This is a genomic window from Novosphingobium organovorum (assembly GCF_022832435.1).
Taxonomy (GTDB): domain Bacteria; phylum Pseudomonadota; class Alphaproteobacteria; order Sphingomonadales; family Sphingomonadaceae; genus Novosphingobium; species Novosphingobium organovorum.
Window position 1 is genome coordinate 1 of the sequence record NZ_JALHLF010000084.1, and the last position, 17,297, is coordinate 17,297.

The 17,297-nt window shown below is 68.3% G+C and carries 24 protein-coding genes; 15 read left to right on the forward strand and 9 right to left on the reverse strand.

The window, feature by feature from the left end:
• The 3 genes from MTR62_RS16135 to dksA all read right to left on the reverse strand — a co-directional run.
• On the reverse strand, positions 1–1,244 hold a 1,244-nt coding region (locus MTR62_RS16135), incomplete at its 3' end, for an ABC transporter substrate-binding protein (RefSeq protein WP_244022812.1).
• Between the two features lie 596 nt (positions 1,245–1,840).
• The gene (locus tag MTR62_RS16140; protein ID WP_244022814.1) at positions 1,841–2,206 is read right to left on the reverse strand and encodes a PilZ domain-containing protein; all 366 of its coding nucleotides are present in this window, start codon (positions 2,204–2,206) and stop codon (positions 1,841–1,843) included.
• A 322-nt stretch (positions 2,207–2,528) separates the two neighbouring features.
• The gene (gene dksA / locus MTR62_RS16145; RefSeq protein ID WP_244022816.1) at positions 2,529–2,987 is read right to left on the reverse strand and encodes an RNA polymerase-binding protein DksA; all 459 of its coding nucleotides are present in this window, start codon (positions 2,985–2,987) and stop codon (positions 2,529–2,531) included.
• Positions 2,988–3,284: 297 nt separating this feature from the next.
• On the opposite strand from dksA, the gene MTR62_RS16150 reads away from it, so the two are divergent.
• Positions 3,285–3,638 carry an SEL1-like repeat protein gene (locus MTR62_RS16150; RefSeq protein ID WP_244022818.1) on the forward strand — a complete coding sequence of 118 codons (354 nt, stop codon included), beginning with the start codon at positions 3,285–3,287 and terminating at the stop codon, positions 3,636–3,638.
• 60 nt (positions 3,639–3,698) lie between these two features.
• Here MTR62_RS16150 and MTR62_RS16155 read toward each other — a convergent pair whose 3' ends face one another.
• From MTR62_RS16155 to MTR62_RS16175, 5 genes are read right to left on the reverse strand one after another with little or no spacing between them, the layout of a single operon-like run.
• On the reverse strand, positions 3,699–4,841 hold the full coding sequence (locus tag MTR62_RS16155; RefSeq protein ID WP_244022820.1) for a GNAT family N-acetyltransferase: 1,143 nt from the start codon (positions 4,839–4,841) through the stop codon (positions 3,699–3,701).
• Positions 4,842–4,851: 10 nt separating this feature from the next.
• Positions 4,852–5,646: a glycerophosphodiester phosphodiesterase family protein gene (locus MTR62_RS16160; RefSeq protein ID WP_244022822.1), complete on the reverse strand. Its 795-nt coding sequence runs from the start codon at positions 5,644–5,646 to the stop codon at positions 4,852–4,854.
• Complete coding sequence (locus MTR62_RS16165; protein ID WP_244022823.1) at positions 5,627–6,091, reverse strand: RidA family protein; 465 nt, start codon at positions 6,089–6,091, stop codon at positions 5,627–5,629. Before MTR62_RS16165 ends, MTR62_RS16160 begins: the two co-directional genes overlap by 20 nt.
• Positions 6,084–6,728, reverse strand: a complete 645-nt coding sequence (locus MTR62_RS16170; RefSeq protein WP_244022825.1) for an HAD family hydrolase — start codon at positions 6,726–6,728, stop codon at positions 6,084–6,086. The genes MTR62_RS16165 and MTR62_RS16170 overlap by 8 nt, the downstream gene beginning before the upstream one ends.
• A complete protein-coding gene (locus tag MTR62_RS16175; RefSeq protein ID WP_327194424.1) occupies positions 6,725–7,018 on the reverse strand; it encodes a DUF3572 domain-containing protein in 294 nt (97 codons plus the stop codon). Before MTR62_RS16175 ends, MTR62_RS16170 begins: the two co-directional genes overlap by 4 nt.
• 57 nt (positions 7,019–7,075) lie before the next feature.
• Between MTR62_RS16175 and MTR62_RS16180 the strand changes: the two genes are divergently transcribed.
• The 3 genes from MTR62_RS16180 to spt all read left to right on the forward strand — a co-directional run bounded on the left by MTR62_RS16180 (position 7,076) and on the right by spt (position 9,065).
• Positions 7,076–7,438 carry a response regulator gene (locus MTR62_RS16180; RefSeq protein WP_244022827.1) on the forward strand — a complete coding sequence of 121 codons (363 nt, stop codon included), beginning with the start codon at positions 7,076–7,078 and terminating at the stop codon, positions 7,436–7,438.
• Between the two features lie 137 nt (positions 7,439–7,575).
• Entirely contained in the window at positions 7,576–7,815 is a 240-nt protein-coding gene (locus MTR62_RS16185) for an acyl carrier protein (protein ID WP_244022854.1), read from the forward strand.
• 11 nt (positions 7,816–7,826) lie between these two features.
• On the forward strand, positions 7,827–9,065 hold the full coding sequence (gene spt, locus MTR62_RS16190) for a serine palmitoyltransferase (protein WP_244022829.1): 1,239 nt from the start codon (positions 7,827–7,829) through the stop codon (positions 9,063–9,065).
• A 93-nt stretch (positions 9,066–9,158) separates the two neighbouring features.
• Here spt and MTR62_RS16195 read toward each other — a convergent pair whose 3' ends face one another.
• On the reverse strand, positions 9,159–9,800 hold the full coding sequence (locus MTR62_RS16195) for a YqaA family protein (protein WP_244022856.1): 642 nt from the start codon (positions 9,798–9,800) through the stop codon (positions 9,159–9,161).
• Between the two features lie 299 nt (positions 9,801–10,099).
• Here MTR62_RS16195 and MTR62_RS16200 point away from each other — a divergent pair, with 299 nt between their 5' ends.
• From MTR62_RS16200 to MTR62_RS16250, 11 genes are all read left to right on the forward strand, one after another.
• On the forward strand, positions 10,100–10,627 hold the full coding sequence (locus MTR62_RS16200; RefSeq protein ID WP_244022831.1) for a hypothetical protein: 528 nt from the start codon (positions 10,100–10,102) through the stop codon (positions 10,625–10,627).
• Positions 10,617–11,939, forward strand: a complete 1,323-nt coding sequence (locus MTR62_RS16205; protein ID WP_244022833.1) for a DNA-packaging protein — start codon at positions 10,617–10,619, stop codon at positions 11,937–11,939. Before MTR62_RS16200 ends, MTR62_RS16205 begins: the two co-directional genes overlap by 11 nt.
• Before the next feature lie 83 nt (positions 11,940–12,022).
• Positions 12,023–13,204, forward strand: a complete 1,182-nt coding sequence (locus MTR62_RS16210) for a phage portal protein (RefSeq protein ID WP_244022835.1) — start codon at positions 12,023–12,025, stop codon at positions 13,202–13,204.
• Positions 13,201–13,509: a DUF6127 family protein gene (locus tag MTR62_RS16215; protein ID WP_244022837.1), complete on the forward strand. Its 309-nt coding sequence runs from the start codon at positions 13,201–13,203 to the stop codon at positions 13,507–13,509. Before MTR62_RS16210 ends, MTR62_RS16215 begins: the two co-directional genes overlap by 4 nt.
• Positions 13,506–13,946: an HK97 family phage prohead protease gene (locus tag MTR62_RS16220; protein WP_244022839.1), complete on the forward strand. Its 441-nt coding sequence runs from the start codon at positions 13,506–13,508 to the stop codon at positions 13,944–13,946. The genes MTR62_RS16215 and MTR62_RS16220 overlap by 4 nt, the downstream gene beginning before the upstream one ends.
• A 91-nt stretch (positions 13,947–14,037) precedes the next feature.
• Positions 14,038–15,180 carry a phage major capsid protein gene (locus MTR62_RS16225; RefSeq protein ID WP_244022841.1) on the forward strand — a complete coding sequence of 381 codons (1,143 nt, stop codon included), beginning with the start codon at positions 14,038–14,040 and terminating at the stop codon, positions 15,178–15,180.
• 213 nt (positions 15,181–15,393) lie between these two features.
• A complete protein-coding gene (locus tag MTR62_RS16230; RefSeq protein ID WP_244022843.1) occupies positions 15,394–15,942 on the forward strand; it encodes a head-tail connector protein in 549 nt (182 codons plus the stop codon).
• Positions 15,939–16,133 (forward strand): hypothetical protein, encoded by a 195-nt coding sequence (locus MTR62_RS16235; RefSeq protein WP_244022845.1) that lies wholly within the window; start codon positions 15,939–15,941, stop codon positions 16,131–16,133. Before MTR62_RS16230 ends, MTR62_RS16235 begins: the two co-directional genes overlap by 4 nt.
• Positions 16,134–16,136: 3 nt before the next feature.
• On the forward strand, positions 16,137–16,526 hold the full coding sequence (gene gp17 / locus MTR62_RS16240; RefSeq protein WP_244022847.1) for a tail completion protein gp17: 390 nt from the start codon (positions 16,137–16,139) through the stop codon (positions 16,524–16,526).
• A gap of 48 nt (positions 16,527–16,574) precedes the next feature.
• The gene (locus tag MTR62_RS16245; protein ID WP_244022849.1) at positions 16,575–16,982 is read left to right on the forward strand and encodes a phage major tail protein, TP901-1 family; all 408 of its coding nucleotides are present in this window, start codon (positions 16,575–16,577) and stop codon (positions 16,980–16,982) included.
• Positions 16,979–17,297, forward strand: a 319-nt coding sequence (locus MTR62_RS16250; protein ID WP_244022851.1) for a gene transfer agent family protein, incomplete at its 3' end; no start/stop codon positions are given. The genes MTR62_RS16245 and MTR62_RS16250, both read left to right, overlap by 4 nt.

Consider the following 17,297-nt stretch of genomic DNA (forward strand, 5'->3'; position numbering starts at 1 on the left):
CCTGCCCCGTCGGCGGGCTGCGCGTGCGCGGCCATCCAGCCGCGTACACGCGCGGCGGCCAGCGCGCGGCGTTCCTCAAGCGACTGCCCGCCCCAGCGCTCGCCGATCGTGCCCAGATCCTCATCCAGACCGGGCGCGACGATCCGCGTGGTCGGCGTCCAGCCGCCAAGCCCGAACGAATCGATCAGCGCCTTGCGATCGATCGCCATCGACAGCACTTCGCGGTTGGCCGGATCGGCAAGGAAACCGGTATCGCGCATGACCCTCAGGCCAAACAGGCCCGAGACCGGATCGAGCTGGATCGTCCCGCGCAGGATGCCAACGTCGCGGGTGAGCAGGAAATCCTCGATCCGCCCGCCCAGCACGAGATCGACCTTGCCCTGGTTGAAGGCCTTGACCGCCTCGGCCCCGCCCAGTTCGTGCAGCGTGACCCCGCGCGTGCGCCGGGCCCAGGATTCGACTGCCGGAAGGCCCAGCCTGGACGGTTCAATCGGCACCAGCCGCTCGATTTCCGGCGCACCGCTGGCTTGCGCCAGGCCATCCCCGCGCGCGTCGGCGCGCTTTGCCCCAACCTCTTTCGGTCCTCCCGCCGGCGCGGCGGCCAGAGCCGCACCTTGGGCCGAGGCACCGTCTGCAGCCTGCGCGCCCGCCCCGTCCTCTATCGCCATCGGCCCCGCGCCTTCCTTGTCGTGCACGAGCCCCAGTTCGGGCTGTGCCAGAAGCTGGAGGAAATAGGGCATGGGCCGCAGCAGGCGGATTTCGATCACGCGCCCGGCCATCACGCGGATTTCGTCGATCCCGGCAAGATCGGTGTCAAGCGCAGTGCCTCGGATCGCCTTGAGCGCGGCCAGCAGCGCGCTGCGCGCCGAATTCGCGGTCAGTTCATCGCCATTGCGCCAGTTGCCATCGCGCAGACGGAAGATGTAGCTCTGGCCATCGTCGGTGATGATCCAGCGATCGGCCAGCGCGGGCACTACGCGCCCTTGCGCGTCGAACGAGACGAGGCCTTCGGTCGTCGCCGCGCGCACCAGGCGCTGCGCGATCGAGGCCCCTTCGGTCTTGGCCCCCGGCGCTGCGGTCGGCGCATCGGGGGGACTTTGCGGATTGTCGATCACCGCGACGTCGAGCGCCGAATTGTCGGCCTGCTTGCACCCTGAAAGCAACAGGCCCGCGATCAGGCAGGCGCTGGTGGCCAGGATGGCCGGACGGGGCAGATCGGCGAGACGGGTGCACGAGGCAAACATGGCTAACCGCGTAGTCCATTTTGCCGCGCGGGCAAATGCCCGATCGCACGCGGGCGATAGCGGGACCGGGACAACAGCCCACCCGGACGGCGCGCGATCCACGCGCCGAGCCCGGAGCCGAACAGCCCTTATACCAACCTGCCGTGATCCTGACCTATGAGGATAGCCAGTCCCGTTCGCTGGCAAGGAGGAGCGACAGCGGCGATGTGGTTCATCGTGGCTGGCGTTCCGACGACGTCCAGCGGGCGGAACGGGCTACCCTTCGGGCGGTTCCTGGTGGCACTCGAACGGCGTCGCGTCCTCGTGACGATGAACCACATCGCCTCGTCGGACGCTTCTGGTCGAGAACCACCAGGAACCGTCCTCATAGGTCAGGATCACGGCAGGTTGGTATTAGTCCCGATATCCCTGAAAAGGCAAAACCTGGACACAGACCTAGGTACAGGCCTGGGCAAGAACCCGGCCGCGCGTCGCANTCCTCATAGGTCAGGATCACGGCAGGTTGGTATTAGTCCCGATATCCCTGAAAAGGCAAAACCTGGACACAGACCTAGGTACAGGCCTGGGCAAGAACCCGGCCGCGCGTCGCAGCGCGCTCAGATCTTGCGGACGGTCAGCCCCGAGGCGAGCGGTTCCTTGTGGTTGCTGAGGTAGCGTGGGGCGACATCCTCGCCCGGCTTGACCGGTTCGCGCGCGAGCTTGGGATCGATGTCGGTGTGGAAGGCGACGCCAAAGCGGCTCTCCTGCACCCAGGCGACCGAACCTTCGACCCAGCCCAGGTTGCGGATGTTCACTTCGACCACCGAACCGCGCACGACACGCACCGGGCCTTCGCCCATCATGCCTCCGGCCGAAAGGTTGCGCACCTTGATGCGGTGCTCCCCATCGAGACCGTCCACGCGCAAGTCAGCCATCAGGAAAAGGCTGTCGCGCGGGATCTGCCGGTGTTCGTGTTCGTCCATTGATTTTCCGTCCAGCACCAAGGCGAGGTCCTGCAAACCGGCTCGCCAGCCTGCCGCACCCTGGCGTTCCGGCATGACAGCCTCGGCTAAGCAGGCCAAGCCTGCCGCGTCAACTGCCAGACTAGTCGAAACTGGCGAACAAAGCCTTAATGCCGACCCATGGGCCAAGCCAGGCCAAGGGTCGGACAAGCTAGGGGACGGACGGTGCGGGGGGGGGCTACGGCGCAAGGCTGGCTTGCGCGTGCCCCCATGTGCAGCGTTGCGGCAGCCCCACCCATGGCAGGGCCCCATCGCAAGGCCGCCATGGGAAGGCCACGCGCGTTCAATCGTCGCGCGAAATCTTCTCGCGGCGCTCGTGCGCTTCCTGCGCCTCGACCGTCATGGTCGCGATCGGGCGGGCCTGGAGACGGCCCAGGCCGATCGGCTCGCCGGTCACTTCGCAGTAACCGTATTCGCCTTCCTCGATCCGGCGCAGCGCCGAGTCGATCTTGGCGATCAGCTTGCGCTGCCGATCGCGCGTGCGCAGTTCGATCCCCCAGTCGGTCTCGCTCGAGGCCCGGTCGTTGAGATCGGGTTCACGCAAAGGACCGTCCTGAAGCTGGGCCAGCGTGCCAGCCGAGGCATCGAGGATCGATTTCTTCCAAGCCATCAACAGGTTACGAAAGTAATCCTGCTGTGCGTCACACATGTAAGGTTCATCGTCGGTCGGGACATAAGCGCCGCCGATTACCCGCCGCGCTTTGGCAAGTACGTCAATATCGTTATCAAGGGCCGTCGCCATCCAGAGAAACTCCGCAGGTATCCGCCCCGAATCGCTTTAGCCCTGCCGCTCCGGATCTTTCCGGTCGCACACCAGCAATCCGCGGTCGAGCCGGGCTATAGTTCCCCACCCTAGCCCGCACAAGCCGTTATCACGCAAATCCCACATATTTAATAAACATCCCCCTCCGCGCACGACCGCGGCGGAACAGGTACACTTGCGCGATCACGGTTAACGCAATCTTCACTACCGTAAGCCAGCCTGCACCTCATGCAAGGACCATCAGCCAGTTGAGCTAGAGACAAAGGACAAGACGCCATGGGTACCGCCTGGATTGACGAAGACCGTTTTGCGCAAGGCGCCCCGGTCGATGCCGCGCACGAAGATCTGCTGGTTGCCCATTGCCTCGCGGCGGCGGCAAGCGGCGACATCGAAGCCTATTTCGATCTTGGCGTGGCCTATTCGACCGGTAGCCACGGCGTCGCCTGCGACCTGATCGAAGCGCACAAGTGGTTCAACCTTGCCGCCGTGGCCGGGCACGAGGATGCCCCCACCTGCCGCGCCGAAGTGGCCGACGAAATGACCGCGCGCGAAATCGCCGAAGCCCAGCGCCGCGCGCGCCAGTGGCTCAGCCTTGCCCCCGACAGCGCCGCGCTGCGCCGCGCCGCCTGATCGAGACGGCCCAATACAAGACGGCACAGTACGAGACGGCCGGAACCGGCTCTGCGCCCCTCAGCCGTCTCCCTTGCGGAACGGCGTGCGCGCGCCCAGCCCCAACTGATCGCGCGCGATCCCCATCCGCTCCTGCTCCAGAAAATCGGCGATCGCCGCGCGCAGGCCGTCATGGACGATGTAGTGCGCCGAGACCGTGCGCACCGGCTCATAGCCGCGCGCCAGCTTGTGCCCGCCCTGCGCCCCCGCCTCGACCCGCGCCAGCCCGAGTTCGAGCGCGGCGTCGATCGCCTGATAGTAACACAGCTCGAAATGGAGAAAGGGCTTGTCGATCCGCGCGCCCCAGTAGCGCCCGTAAAGCGCGTCAGGCCCAATGAAATTGAGCGCGCCCGCCACCGGCTCGCCGTCCTCGAACGCGAAGACCAGCAGGATCGATGCGCCCATCCGCTCGCCCAGCAGGTCGAACGCGGCGCGGGTGAGATAGGGGTGCCCCCACTTGCGCGCGCCGGTGTCCTGATAGAATTCCCAGAATGCGTCCCAGTGTTCGGGCTTGATATCATCGCCGCGCAGCGCGCGAATCGTCACGCCCTCCTGCGCGCGGGCGCGTTCCTTGCGCAGGTTCTTGCGCTTGGCCGAGGACAGCGCGCCGAGGAAATCGTCGAACGTCGCGTAGCCCCGGTTTTCCCAGTGGAACTGGATATCCTCGCGCAGCAGCCAGCCCGCGCGTTCGAACAGCGGCACTTGCGCGGGCTCGATGAACGTCGCGTGGGCCGAAGACAAGCCGTTGTCACGGCACAGCGTCTCGGCGCCGCGCAGCAGCGCCAGCGCCAGCTCGGGGTGCGCGGTCAGCACGCGCGGGCCCGTTGCGGGGGTGAACGGCGCGGCGATCTGGAGTTTGGGGTAATAGGCCCCGCCCGCGCGGTGCCAGGCATCGGCCCAGGCGTGGTCGAAGACGTATTCGCCCTGGCTGTGCTGCTTGAGATAGGCCGGCAGCGCAGCGGCGAGCGTACCGTCGGGCCCATCGATGGTGATCGGCACCGCAGTCCAGCCGGTCCCCTCCCCGACCGAGCGCGAATCCTCCATGGCACTGAGGAAAGCGTGCGTCATGAAAGGGTTGCCTCCCGGCACCAGCGCATCCCAGGCATCGGCGGGCAAACTGCCCACCGCGCCGTGCACCCGAGCGACGAATTCGCCTCCGTTCATCGTGCAGTGCTCACGCGCGTGGTCCAGCTCCCGGTTCGATTTCGAAGATGTCCGCGTCGGCAAAACGCGCGGCGCGTTCGGCCTGTTCGGCGCTGCGCACCGTCCAGGTTGCCAGCGGCAGCCCGCGCGCGCGCTGGGCGGCGGCAAAGCGGCTGGGCAGGTCGTTGATGTCATAGGCCAGGAAGTCGGGCTTGGCGTGCCACAGCGCCAGCCGCCGCCCGATTCGCCCGGGCAGCGCGCGCCGCTCGCCCTCGCTGACGATGAGGCCGCGCACGGTGTGCGGCGAATGGCGGGAAAACCAGCGTGCGACACGCGGGTCGAAGCTCATCACCGCGTGCGCACCGGTATAACCCTCGAGCACCCGGCGCACCGCAAGACAGCGCCCGGCGACGTGGTTGTCATCGCGCGACTTGACCTCGATCAGCACCGGGACCTTGCCCGCGATCTGGGCCAGGACCTGCCGCAAGGTGGGGATCGTCTCCCCGCTCCCGGCGCTGCCCAAAAGGCGTACCTGCGCAAGCTGGGCGCTGGTCAGCCGGTTGACCGGCCCCGACAGCGCACCGGGCTCGGCCAAACGATCGAGCGTGTCGTCGTGAAACACCACGCAGTGCCCATCGCTCGAGCGCTGGACGTCGAGTTCGATACCGTAGCCCTGCTCGCGCGCGCGCTCGAACGCCGCGCGCGAGTTTTCCGGAACGCCGATCCCGTGCAGCCCGCGATGGGCAAAATCGGTCTCGGCGATCCAGTTGACCCTGTTCCAGTCCGGTGCCGGACTGAGCCAGCGATCAAGCAGGCCGAACGGCAACGACGGCGTCCACTTCGACCGCCGCGCCCAGCGGCAGCGCGGGCACGCTGACCGCGCTGCGCGCGTGCTTGCCCGCCTCGCCCAGCGCCGCGACCATCAGTTCGGACGCGCCATTGGCGACCTTGGGCTGATCGGTGAAATCCCCGGTCGAATTGACGAAGGCACCGAGCTTGACGATGCGCTCGATCCGGTCGAGCGAGCCGAGCGCGGCCTTGAGCTGGGCCAGGATCATCACCGCACAGGCCTGCGCCGCGACGATGCCTTCCTCGAGCGAGACGTCTTCGCCCAGGCGCCCCTTGACCAGCTGGCCGCCGACGAAGGGCAGCTGGCCCGATACGTGCGCCAGGCCATTGGTTTCGACCACCGCGACATAGGCGGCCACGGGCGCGGCGGCTTCGGGCAGCACCAGGCCGAGTTCGGAAAGGCGGGTTTCGATCTCACTCATCTCGGGTCTTATCCTCTTGTTCGCCGGTCAGGCGGTCGAGCAGCCAGGGCAAGGCCTGCTGCCAGGTGTCGATGCGCGCATGGGCATGGCCTGCCTCATGCGCGCAAGGGATGATCGTCGCAAGGCGCGGTTCGGCGCACAGATGGAGCCTGGTGACCGCGGGCGCAACCGTGGCGACCGAATCGTGGTGCTGCGCCAGATCATCGATGAACAGCGCGCGGCTGGGCGCGTATTCGTCAAGGATGGCCTTGAGCGCGGGGCCCTTGGGCCCCTGGTTGGTAAACACGCGAAGGTCGAGGCCAAAGCCGCGCAGCTGCTCGGCGCGCGCGTCGCGGCGGTGATCCATCAGGTTGGTGAGCACCACCACGTCGGCATGCTCGCGGATCGCCCCGATTGCGGCGACGGCCCCCTCGACCGGGGTCTGGCGGTGCATCTCGCTGTCGAAGAAGGCGCCCAGCAGCGCCCAGGATTGCTCCATGGTCAGCGCCTCCCCGCTCCCCTCGCGGCGCATCGCCTGGTAGAAATCGGAACGGTCGAGATCGAACACCACACCGTGCGCCTCGGCCAGCCAGGTCTTGAAGTGGCCGATCATGTAAAGCAGCACTTCGTCGCAGTCGGTAATCAGCAGCGGCTTCATGCGCCCAGCTCCGCACCGATGGCGGCGAGCGTCTGCGGCGCGACGCCAAGCGCCTGCGCCGCGGCGACAAGGTCGGGCTCGTGCGCGCAGAGGAATTCGATCACTCCGGCCAGCATCGCCGGATCGCCCAGCGCGGCGCGCAGTTCGTCGGGGGTGAGCCCGGTCAGCGCGAGGAAGCGCTGCGCCCGGTCTTCCTCGCCCAGCACCCAGCCGAGGGCGGCCAGCGCCAGGGTCTGCGGATCGGTGCCGGTGCCAATGCCGGTGGATGGCGGTCGTGGAAGAATTGTCAGCCTCGCTTGCCTGCCCTAGAGCGGATCGTGAACCTTCAGATGGGGCTCGGGCACCGAATGGCAAAGCGCATCCTCGTTGTCGAGGACAACGATCTCAACCGGAAACTCTTTTGCGACGTTCTGGTCAGCCAGGGCTTCGCGGTGGAGCCGGTGGCCGACGGGCGCGACGCGCTCGACCGGGCGCGCGCCTTCGTGCCCAATCTCGTCATCATGGACATCCAGCTGCCCAACATTTCCGGGCTCGACCTGATCGAGGCGGCCAAGCAGGACCCGGTGCTGCGTACCATTCCCGTGCTCGCCGTCACCGCCTATGCCGGCAAGGGCGACGAGGAACGCATCCGCGAGGCGGGCGCGGAAGGCTATCTCGCCAAGCCGGTCTCGATCGGGCCGTTCATGCAGGCCGTGCGCGCCCTGATCTGACGCGCCCAGGGCTCGCTTCACCGCCCATCGTCGCTTGGTACGCGGCAGCGATGGCTTGACATGTTACACCGGTGCCGCTTTTGCGCCGCATTTCCGGACCACAGAGCGCCCCGGACCTTACGGAGTTTTGAATGACCATGGACCGCCAAGACGTTTCGGCCCGAATCACCACGCTGATCGAACCCTTCAACAAGAAGGAGATCGCGATCACCGATGCGACTCGTTTCACCGACGACCTGGAGTTCGACAGCCTCACCGTCATGGACTTCGTAGCCGCCATCGAAGACGAATTCGACATCATCATCTCGATGAACCAGCAGGCCGAGATCGAAAACTACGGCCAGCTCGTCGACGCGGTGATGAAGCTGCAGAGCTGAAAGACACGAAGATGACCGACATGCTCAGTGAAAACGAAGTGGCCCAGCACGCCGACCTGTTCAGCAAGTTCGACCCGCTCATCAAGATGCGCGCCGACCTGCTCTCGACCGGGGTGACCGATCCGTTCGGGCTCGTCATGGAACGCGTGCTCTCGCCCACCGTGGCGATGTGCAACGGGCGCGAGACGATCCTGCTCGGCACCTACAACTACATGGGCATGACCTTCGACCCCGACGTGATCGCGGCGGGCAAGCAGGCGCTCGACGATTTCGGCTCGGGCACCACCGGCAGCCGCGTGCTCAACGGCACGTACTCCGGGCACAAGGCGGTCGAGCAGGCGCTATGCGACTTCTACGACATGAAACACGCGATGGTCTTCTCCACCGGCTACCAGGCGAACCTGGGGATCATCTCGACGATCGCGGGCAAGGGCGACTACATCGTCCTCGACATCGACAGCCACGCCTCGATCTGGGACGGGTGCAAGATGGGCGACGCCGAAGTCGTGCCGTTCAAGCACAACGACATCGAGGCCATGGAAAAGCGCCTGCGCCGCATTCCCGAAGGCGCGGGCAAGCTGGTCGTGCTCGAAGGCGTCTACTCGATGCTGGGCGACATCGCCCCGCTCAAGGAGATGATCGCGGTCGCCAAGAAGTACGGCGCGATGGTGCTGGTCGACGAAGCGCACTCGATGGGCTTCATCGGCGAGAACGGGCGCGGCGTCGCCGAGGCGCAAGGCTGCCTCGAAGACGTCGACTTCGTGATCGGCACCTTCTCCAAGTCGGTCGGCACGGTCGGCGGCTTCTGCGTCTCGAACCACCCCAAGTTCGAGGTCATGCGCCTGGTCTGCCGTCCTTACGTGTTCACCGCCAGCCTGCCGCCCAGCGTCGTGGCGACCGCCTGCACTTCGGTGCGCAAGCTCATGCACGCGGGCGACAAGCGCGCGCACCTGTGGGAAAATTCCAAGACCCTGCACAAGGGCCTGACCGATGCCGGGTTCGAACTGGGCACCAAGGAACCGCAGAGCGCGATCATCTCGGTCATCATGCCTGACCTCGAACGCGGCGCAGGGATGTGGGAAGCGCTGCTGCACGAAGGGCTTTACGTCAACCTGGCGCGCCCGCCGGCAACGCCCGCCAACATGACCCTGCTGCGCTGCTCGCTTTGCGCCGAACATTCGGCCGAGCAGGTCCAGCAGATCATCGGCATGTTCACCCGCGCCGGAAAGACCGTGGGCATCATCGCCTGATCCGCACTTTCGCGGCCTGGTACACAAAAAAGGGCGGCTCCTGCGTGGAAGCCGCCCTTTTTTTGGCTTGCGCCTAGTCGAATGGAGCGGACGTCAGGCCCGCGCGGTCACTGCGGCGGGCTGGTTGGCGCATTTGGGGTCGGTCTTGCCGCCGCCGCCCAGCAGCGAAATCGCCGCGAAGCCCAGCACGACCAGCACCACGAAGCCCAGCGTGACCTTGCCCAGGTGCTTGTCGATCACCGCCTTGATCGGCGCGCCGAACAGGCGAAACGCCACGCCCACGATCATGAAGCTGATCGAGCGCGACAGGATCGAGGCGCCCAGGAACACCCACAGGTTCATCCCGATGAAGCCCGCGGTAATCGTCAGCAGCTTGAAGGGGATGGGCGTTGCGCCCTTCACGATGATGATTTCGGCGCCGTATTCGCGCAAATAGCACGAAGCGGTGGGAAAGCTGGTTTCCAGATGCAGCAGGCGCAGCAGCGCCTCGCCGAAGGCCTCGAACGCAAAATGGCCGATCGCGTAGCCGAGCAGCCCGCCCAGCACCGAGCCGATGGTGGCGATCGCGGCGAAGCGGATGCCCTTCTTCGGTTCGGCCAGGCACATCAGGCCCAGCATCGGGTGCGGCGGGATCGGAAAGAAGCTGGCTTCCATGAAAGCAAAGGCCGCCAGCCACCACTGCGCGTGGCGGTGCGAGGCCTTGGCCATAGTCCACTCGTAGGGACGGCGCAGCAGGCCGCCTCCCGGCTTATGGGGCATCGATGTCTCCGCTAATACCCTTGGTCGCGCCCGCTTAGAGCATTTTCCGGTCGGGTGGAAACATCCGATGATCGAGAAAGTGCCTCCGGACAAGACCCTAGCGCGGCAGGCCGTCCGGCAGACGGCCCCACAGGCGCCCGACGCGGTAACTTGGCGCTTGACTTTGCCGGACCCGTTTGGTACAAAACAAGAACATTGACGGACGCGAGTCGCCATCGGCACCGCCACCTTGTTCCGCAATCTTCCATCCCGATACCCGAACGAACGGAGAGCCCATGGCGGATCAGACTTCGTCCGAGACCGGCGCGCGCCGCCTGCGCAACCGCGCCAAGGCGAAACGGCCGACCACCCCCCGCAACTGGCGCCAGCGCTTCCTGGCCGAGCTGGCCGCGACCTCGAACGTCTCGGCTTCGGCCAAGACCGCGGGTGTCTCTTCCTCGACCGCCTACGAAGCGCGCCGTGCCGACGCCGAATTCTACCGCCAGTGGCAGGAGGCCCTGTGCGAGGGCTACGACCACCTCGAGATGACCCTGCTCCAGCGCCTGCGCGAAGGCGAGATCAAGCCGCCCAGTGGCGCCAAGCGCGGCACCCGCGTGTTCGACAACGCCACCGCCTTTCGCCTGCTCACCGCGCACCGCGAATCCGCCGCCCGCCAGCGCGCGGTCACCGAAAACCGCAATTCCGACGCCATCCTCGATGCGATCAACGCCAAGATCGAGAAGATGCGCACCCGCCGCTTCACGCCCGACAGCGCCGAACCGGAGGCCGCCGCGCCACGCCGCGACACGCCCGATGCACAGTGACCTGCTCGGCATCCTCCTCGACCTGCCCGAGGCCGAACGACGCTGCGCGCTCGGCGCGCTGAGCGAGGCCGAACGCGAGGAACTGACCACCCACTGGAAGCTCTGGGCGCGGCCCGAACAGCTCGCCCCGGCAGGCGACTGGCGCACCTGGCTGATCCTTGCCGGGCGCGGATTCGGCAAGACCCGCGCGGGTGCCGAGTGGGTCCGCGCGATCGCCGATCACCGCCCCGATGCGCGTATCGCGCTCGTCGGGGCGACCCTGCCCGAAGCGCGCGCGGTCATGGTCGAGGGGGAAAGCGGCCTGCTGTCCGTGTGCCCCGCCCGCCATCGTCCGCTGTTCGAACCCTCGCTGCGGCGGCTGACCTGGCCCAACGGCGCGCAGGCCCAACTGTTTTCCGCCGCCGAACCCGAAACCCTGCGCGGCCCCCAGCACAGCCACGCCTGGTGCGACGAGATCGCCAAGTGGGACAACGCCTCGCAGCGGGCCACACGGGCCTGGGACAACCTCGTCCTTGGCCTCAGGCTCGGCGATGCTCCGCAGATCACCGCCACCACCACCCCGCGCGCGGTGCCGCTGGTCCAGCGCCTGCTCGCCGAACCCGAAGAAACGCTCGCCATCACCCGCGGCCGGACCGAAGACAACGCCGCCAACCTGCCCCGCCGCTTTCTCGATGCGGTGCGCAGCACGTACGGGCGCAGCCTGCTCGGCCGCCAGGAACTCGACGGCGAACTGATCGCCGACATTGAAGGCGCCTTGTGGAGCCGCGCGCTGATCGAGGGCTGCCGCGAATCCCGCCCGCCGGGTCTGTGCCGGGTGGTCGTGGGCATCGATCCGCCCGCCTCGGCCAACGGCGATGCCTGCGGGATCGTGGTCACCGGGCTCGACGCGCACGGCAAGGCGCACGTCCTCGCCGATGCCTCGGTACGCAAGCCCAGCCCCGAACGCTGGGCCCGCGCCGCCGCGCAGGCCGCACAGGCCTGGAACGCGGACCGCGTGGTGGCCGAGGCCAACCAGGGCGGGGCGATGGTCGCCAGCGTGCTGCGCGCCGCCGACCTTTCGCTGCCCCTGCGGCTGGTCCACGCCAGCCGTGGCAAGACCGCCCGCGCCGAACCGGTCGCGGCGCTCTACGAAGCGGGCCGGGTGCACCATGCAGGCACCTTTCCCGAGCTTGAAGACGAATTGTGCGGGCTTGTCGCGGGGGGTGCCTACCAGGGACCGGGCCGCTCGCCCGACCGCGCCGACGCGCTGGTCTGGGCGCTGACCGAACTGATGCTGGGCAAGACCGCGCTTCCCCGCGTGCGGCTGGCCTGATCCACGCCGGGGCGCAAGCGCCCCTGCGCAACCTCCCCCTCTTGCAACCCACCTGGTCCCCGTTTCGGGGAGAAAGGCCGGTCATGTCCTTCCTCGATAGCCTCGTTGCCGCTTTCAAGGGTGAAAGCGCGCGCGTGCCGCTGGCGCGCGGCAGCGCCTCACCCTGGTATTTCGCCGAGGGCGCCGCCAGCCGAGCGCCTTACGAATACACCGGCGCGGTGCGCCGCGCCTATCTGGAAAATCCGGTCGCGCAGCGCGCGGTGCGGCTTGTTTGCGAAGGCATCGGCGGTGCGCCGCTCAAGCCCTGCGATCCCGCGCTGCTGGCGCTGGTGAGCGAGACCAGCGCGGGCCAGCCGCTGCTCGAGACGCTCGCCGCGCAATTGCTGCTCCACGGCAACGCCTATGTGCAGATCCTCAAGGACGCGCGCGGCCGTCCGGTCGAACTCTTCGCGCTGCGCCCCGAACGGGTCAGCGTGATCGCCGGACCCGATGGCTGGCCGAGCGCCTATGCCTATGAAGTGGCGGGCAAGCGCATCGTGATCCCCGTGCTCGACGAGGACGCCTCGCCCTGCCTCATCCACATCCGCCACTTCCATCCCGCCGACGACCACTACGGCGCGGGGTGCCTGAGCGCGGCCGACCAGGCGGTGGCGACCCACAACGCGGCCTCCGAATGGAATCGCCAGCTGCTCGAGAACGCGGCCCGCCCCTCGGGCGCGCTGGTCTACGACACCGGCGACGGCAACCCGCTCACCCCCGACCAGTTCGACCGGCTCAAGACCGAGCTGTCCAACGCCTTTGCCGGTGCGGCCAACGCCGGGCGCCCGATGCTGCTCGAAGGCGGGCTGACCTGGCAGGCGATGGCGATGAGCCCGGCGGACATGGATTTCGCCACGCTCAAGGCCGCCGCCGCGCGCGATGTCGCGCTGGCCTTCGGCGTACCGCCGATGCTGCTCGGTCTACCCGGCGATTCGACTTACGCCAATTACCGCGAGGCCAACCGCGCGCTGTGGCGGCTCACGCTGCTGCCCCAGGCAGCCAAGCTCCTCGCCGCGATCGCCGAAGCGCTCGCCCCCTGGTTCCCCGAAGCCGAGCTCGCCGTCGATCTCGACCGGGTGCCCGCGCTGGCCGAGGATCGCGAGCGGCTCTGGGCGCAAGTGAGCGCCGCCGATTTCCTCGACGATGCGGAAAAGCGCGCGCTGCTCGGCCTGCCGCCGCGCGCCGCGACGCCGCCGTCCAGCCCCGTCGCGGAGGAGCGCCGATGAACCGCAAGGACATGCTCGTCGGCCTCATCGCGCAGGCCACCAGCGAAGGATCGGACCTCGTCACCCTGCGCGCCATCGTCGAAGAAGCCAGCGAACTGGGCGCGCAGCGCATGCTCGTGCTGATCGGGCTCGACGACGACACCGCCTCGGAAGACCTGTGCGAACTGCGCGAACTGCTGCGCGCCTGGCGCGATGCCAAGACCAGCGCGCGCAACGCCGCGATCGGCTGGGTGGTGCGCGGCATCCTTGCCCTGCTGCTGCTCGGTCTCGCGGTGCGCCTGGGCGCCACGGAGCTGCTGCGATGATCGCGCCCGCCCCGCTCGCCCGCCCCGTCCATGCGCCCGATCGCGCGCTGCGCTTTGCCGGCTACGCCGCGCTGTTCGACATCGCCGATGCCGGCCACGACACGATCCGGCGCGGCGCCTTTTCCCGCACGCTCGCCGAACGCGAGGACCCGCTGCCGCTGCTGTGGCAGCACCGCCCCGACGTGCGCATCGGCTGGGTCGAGGCGATCAGCGAGGATGCGCGCGGGCTCAGGGTCATCGCCGCGATCGACAATCCGCGCGGGCTCGCCGGTCTGGCCTTGCAGCGCGGCCAGGTCTCGGGCCTGTCCTTCGGCTACCGCGCGCGCATCAGCCGAAGGAGCCCTGCCGGGCGCGAGCTGCTCGGCCTCGACCTGTTCGAGGTGAGCCTCGTCACCACCCCGATGCAGCACGGCGCGCGCGTCCACCTCGTCTCCTGACACTCCGCGCGAACACGCCGCCACTTTCTCCCCCTCTTTTCCCCTGCCGCCCGTCGCGGGCGGCTCCACTCCCGCGAAAGGTGAATCTGACATGGAAAACTCCGTCCCGGCCGAATCGCTCGAGCCGTCGTTCGACCTCGTCACCCGCATGGACGCGGCCGAACAGGGCCTCTCCACGCTGCGCGGCGACGTCGACGAGGTGAAGGCCCGGCTCGAACGCGTCAGCCGCGCCGCCGCACGCCCGGTCATCGCCGGCGCGGCCACGGTTACGCCCAGCCTCGAGGTCAAGGGCTTCGTCGAGGGCTACCTGCGCAGCGGCCGCGAAACCGAATGGAAGTCGCTCTCGGGCGCGGTGGCGGCCGATGGCGGCTACGCCGTGCCGCAGGAAATCGACGCCCTGATCGCCTCGCGGCTCAAGGCGATCAGCCCGATCCGCACGATCGCGCAGGTCGTCCAGACCGGCACGGCGGGCTACCGCAAGCTGATCTCGACCGGCGGCACCGCCTCGGGCTGGGTCAGCGAGACCGCCGCGCGGCCCGAGACCGATACTCCCAGCTTTGCCGAAATCGCTCCGCCGACCGGCGAACTCTACGCCAACCCGGCGGCCAGCCAGGCCATGCTCGACGATGCCGGTTTCGACATCCAGACCTGGCTTGCCGACGAGATCGCGACCGAGTTCGCCCGCGCCGAGGGCGCCGCGTTCATCGCGGGCACCGGCACCAACCAGCCCAACGGCTTCCTCAACGCCGCGACCAGCGCGGCCGATGACGCCGCGCGCTCCTTCGGCACGCTGCAGTACATCGGATCGGGCGCGGCCAGCACGATCGGCACCAGCCCCGAGCTGACGCTGATCGATCTCGTCCACGCGCTCAAGAGCGGGCACCGCCAGGGCGCCAGCTGGGTGATGAACGCCAAGACGCTGGCCGTGGTGCGCAAGCTCAAGACCGACGACGGCGCCTTCCTGTGGCAGCCGGGCCTGGCCGACGGCCAGCCCGACCGCCTGCTCGGCTACCCCGTGGTCGAAGCCGAGGACATGCCCGACATCGCCGCCAACGCCTGCCCGATCGCCTTCGGCAACTTCCGTGCGGGCTATCTCATCGCGGAACGCTCCGCGACCTCGATCCTGCGCGATCCGTTCACCAACAAGCCCTTCGTCCACTTCTACGCGACCAAGCGCATCGGCGGACAGGTGCTCGATTCGGACGCGATCAAGCTGCTCAAGATCACCGCCTGATGACGGCTGCCTGATCGGCAGGGGGGCGTGACACCTGGCGTCCCGAACGCGCTCGTTCGTCCTTACCAGCGCCGTTTCATGACGCGAACGGGGTTCTCATCTCCCCTTTCGCGCCCCCCTGTCCGGGTCCGCGCCGCGGTTTCCCCTCCTGCGGCGCGGACCCTCTTTTTCCCGAGACCGCCCCTTTCCCCACGAACCTGATCGGAGATGCCGATGAACCGGGTCATCCTTACGCCGGCCACGCTGCCATCATCGGCGCTTGCCGAGCTCAAGCAGTGGCTCGGCATAACGACCGAGCAAGACGACGATGCGCTCCTGGCGCTCCTCGCCACCGCGCTCGACACCTGCGAGGCCTTTACCGGCACGCTGCCGCTCGCGCTGCCGTGCGAGGAACGCCTGAACGCCGGGCGCGACTGGACGGCGCTGGCCAGCCGGCCGGTCCAGGCGATCACCGCGCTCGAATGGCTGGCGCCCGACGGCGCGCGCAGCACGGTCTCGAGCGAGGCCTACGCCGCCGAACTCGACGCCGACGGCACCGGCCGCATCCGCCTCGAAGGCGTCCCTCAAACGAACCGCGTGGTGGTCACCTTCACCGCCGGGCTCGCGGCCGACTGGGACGCCCTGCCCGCCTCCTTGCGCCACGGCCTGATCCGCCTCGCCGCGCACCAGTACCGCGAACGCGAAAACGGCAGCAACGCGCAGCAGCCCCCCGCCGCGATCGCCGCGCTATGGCGGCCCTGGCGTCGGATGCGGCTGGCGTGAGCCGCGCGCGGATCGCGGCGAGCACCGCCCCCGCATTCGACGCCCTGGCCGCCCGCCTTCTCGAACGCGCCCAGCGTCAGGCCAGCGCGCTGGCCGAGACCCGCGCCGAAATCCGCAAGGCCTCAGCACGCGATGCCGATGCCCCCTGGCGCCGCGCCGACCTGCTCTGGCCGCAGTTCACGAAAGGATAAGCCATGGAAGAATCCCTGCGCCTGGTTCTGGTCGAATGGCTGCGCAGCGATGGTCCGCTGGCGGGCGAGCTCAACACCGTGTGCGAGGAAGCGCCCGCACGCACCAGCCTGCCCTGGCTTGCCATCGCCACCAGCGCCAGCACCGACTGGAGCACCAAGACCGAAATCGGGCGCGAGGTCCGCATCGCGCTCGAACTGCACTGCCGGGGCGACGCGCCCGGCAGCGCGGCGGCGCTGACCGCTGCGATCGAAGCCCGCCTTGCCCGCCTGCCGACGAGCCAGGCCGGCTTTGCCGTCATCTCGCAACGCTTCCTGCGCGCCCGCTGCGAACAGCGCGCGGGCAACCGCCGCTCGATCCTGCTCGAATACGCCTTCCGCCTCCTCGCGAACTGACAGGGCCCACGCCCGGCCAGCCGCGCCTTTCCCTCAAGGAGAACCGTCATGACCGCCCAGAAAGGCAGTGCCTTCCTTCTCAAGATTTCCGATGGCGCCGCAACGCCCACCTACCAGACCGTGGCGGGCCTTCGCACCACGCAGATGAGCGTGACCGGCGAAACCGTGGTCACCACCCACAAGGGGAGCGGCGGCTGGCGCGACCTGCTGTCGGGCGCGGGCACGCGGCAGGTCTCGGTCAGCGCGGCGGGAATTTTCCTCGGCAGCGACGCCGAAGCGCAGATCCGCGCCAACGCACTGGCCGGAACGCTCGACGAATACGAACTGAGCTTCGAGGACGGCGAGAAACTGCGCGGCCAGTTCCTCGTCCAGCGGCTCGACTATGCGGGCGATTTCAACGGCGAGCGCAACTACACGGTGCAGCTCGAAAGCTCGGGCGCGATCACCTCGGCATGAGCGAGGCCGTGCCCCCATTCCCCGATCCGCCGCGCGAAACGGCCAACCCGCTGCGCGGCGAGGCCAATCCGCTGCGCGGCGAGGCCAGCCTCCCGATTGACGGCGCAGTGCATGTCCTGCGCCCCAGCTTCACCGCGCTTGTCGCCGCCGAAGAGGAGCTGGGTCCGCTCTACGCCCTGGTCGAACGCGCCGGCGCGGGCCAGCTGCGGCTGAGCGAAGTGGCCGCGCTGTTCTGGCACTGCCTCGACCCGCGCACCCCGTGCGAGCGGGCGCGCGTGGGCGAAGCGGTGGTTCGCCTCGGCCTGGCGCGCTGCG

Bases quoted from the DNA above. Each gene is read 5' to 3' on its own strand.
- MTR62_RS16140 (WP_244022814.1), bottom strand. From the start codon at position 2,206: ATGGACGAACACGAACACCGGCAGATCCCGCGCGACAGCCTTTTCCTG.
- dksA (WP_244022816.1), bottom strand. From the start codon at position 2,987: ATGGCGACGGCCCTTGATAACGATATTGACGTACTTGCCAAAGCGCGG.
- MTR62_RS16150 (WP_244022818.1), top strand. From the start codon at position 3,285: ATGGGTACCGCCTGGATTGACGAAGACCGTTTTGCGCAAGGCGCCCCG.
- MTR62_RS16155 (WP_244022820.1), bottom strand. From the start codon at position 4,841: ATGAACGGAGGCGAATTCGTCGCTCGGGTGCACGGCGCGGTGGGCAGT.
- MTR62_RS16165 (WP_244022823.1), bottom strand. From the start codon at position 6,091: ATGAGTGAGATCGAAACCCGCCTTTCCGAACTCGGCCTGGTGCTGCCC.
- MTR62_RS16170 (WP_244022825.1), bottom strand. From the start codon at position 6,728: ATGAAGCCGCTGCTGATTACCGACTGCGACGAAGTGCTGCTTTACATG.
- MTR62_RS16180 (WP_244022827.1), top strand. From the start codon at position 7,076: ATGGCAAAGCGCATCCTCGTTGTCGAGGACAACGATCTCAACCGGAAA.
- MTR62_RS16185 (WP_244022854.1), top strand. From the start codon at position 7,576: ATGGACCGCCAAGACGTTTCGGCCCGAATCACCACGCTGATCGAACCC.
- spt (WP_244022829.1), top strand. From the start codon at position 7,827: ATGACCGACATGCTCAGTGAAAACGAAGTGGCCCAGCACGCCGACCTG.
- MTR62_RS16200 (WP_244022831.1), top strand. From the start codon at position 10,100: ATGGCGGATCAGACTTCGTCCGAGACCGGCGCGCGCCGCCTGCGCAAC.
- MTR62_RS16205 (WP_244022833.1), top strand. From the start codon at position 10,617: ATGCACAGTGACCTGCTCGGCATCCTCCTCGACCTGCCCGAGGCCGAA.
- MTR62_RS16210 (WP_244022835.1), top strand. From the start codon at position 12,023: ATGTCCTTCCTCGATAGCCTCGTTGCCGCTTTCAAGGGTGAAAGCGCG.
- MTR62_RS16215 (WP_244022837.1), top strand. From the start codon at position 13,201: ATGAACCGCAAGGACATGCTCGTCGGCCTCATCGCGCAGGCCACCAGC.
- MTR62_RS16220 (WP_244022839.1), top strand. From the start codon at position 13,506: ATGATCGCGCCCGCCCCGCTCGCCCGCCCCGTCCATGCGCCCGATCGC.
- MTR62_RS16225 (WP_244022841.1), top strand. From the start codon at position 14,038: ATGGAAAACTCCGTCCCGGCCGAATCGCTCGAGCCGTCGTTCGACCTC.
- MTR62_RS16230 (WP_244022843.1), top strand. From the start codon at position 15,394: ATGAACCGGGTCATCCTTACGCCGGCCACGCTGCCATCATCGGCGCTT.
- gp17 (WP_244022847.1), top strand. From the start codon at position 16,137: ATGGAAGAATCCCTGCGCCTGGTTCTGGTCGAATGGCTGCGCAGCGAT.
- MTR62_RS16245 (WP_244022849.1), top strand. From the start codon at position 16,575: ATGACCGCCCAGAAAGGCAGTGCCTTCCTTCTCAAGATTTCCGATGGC.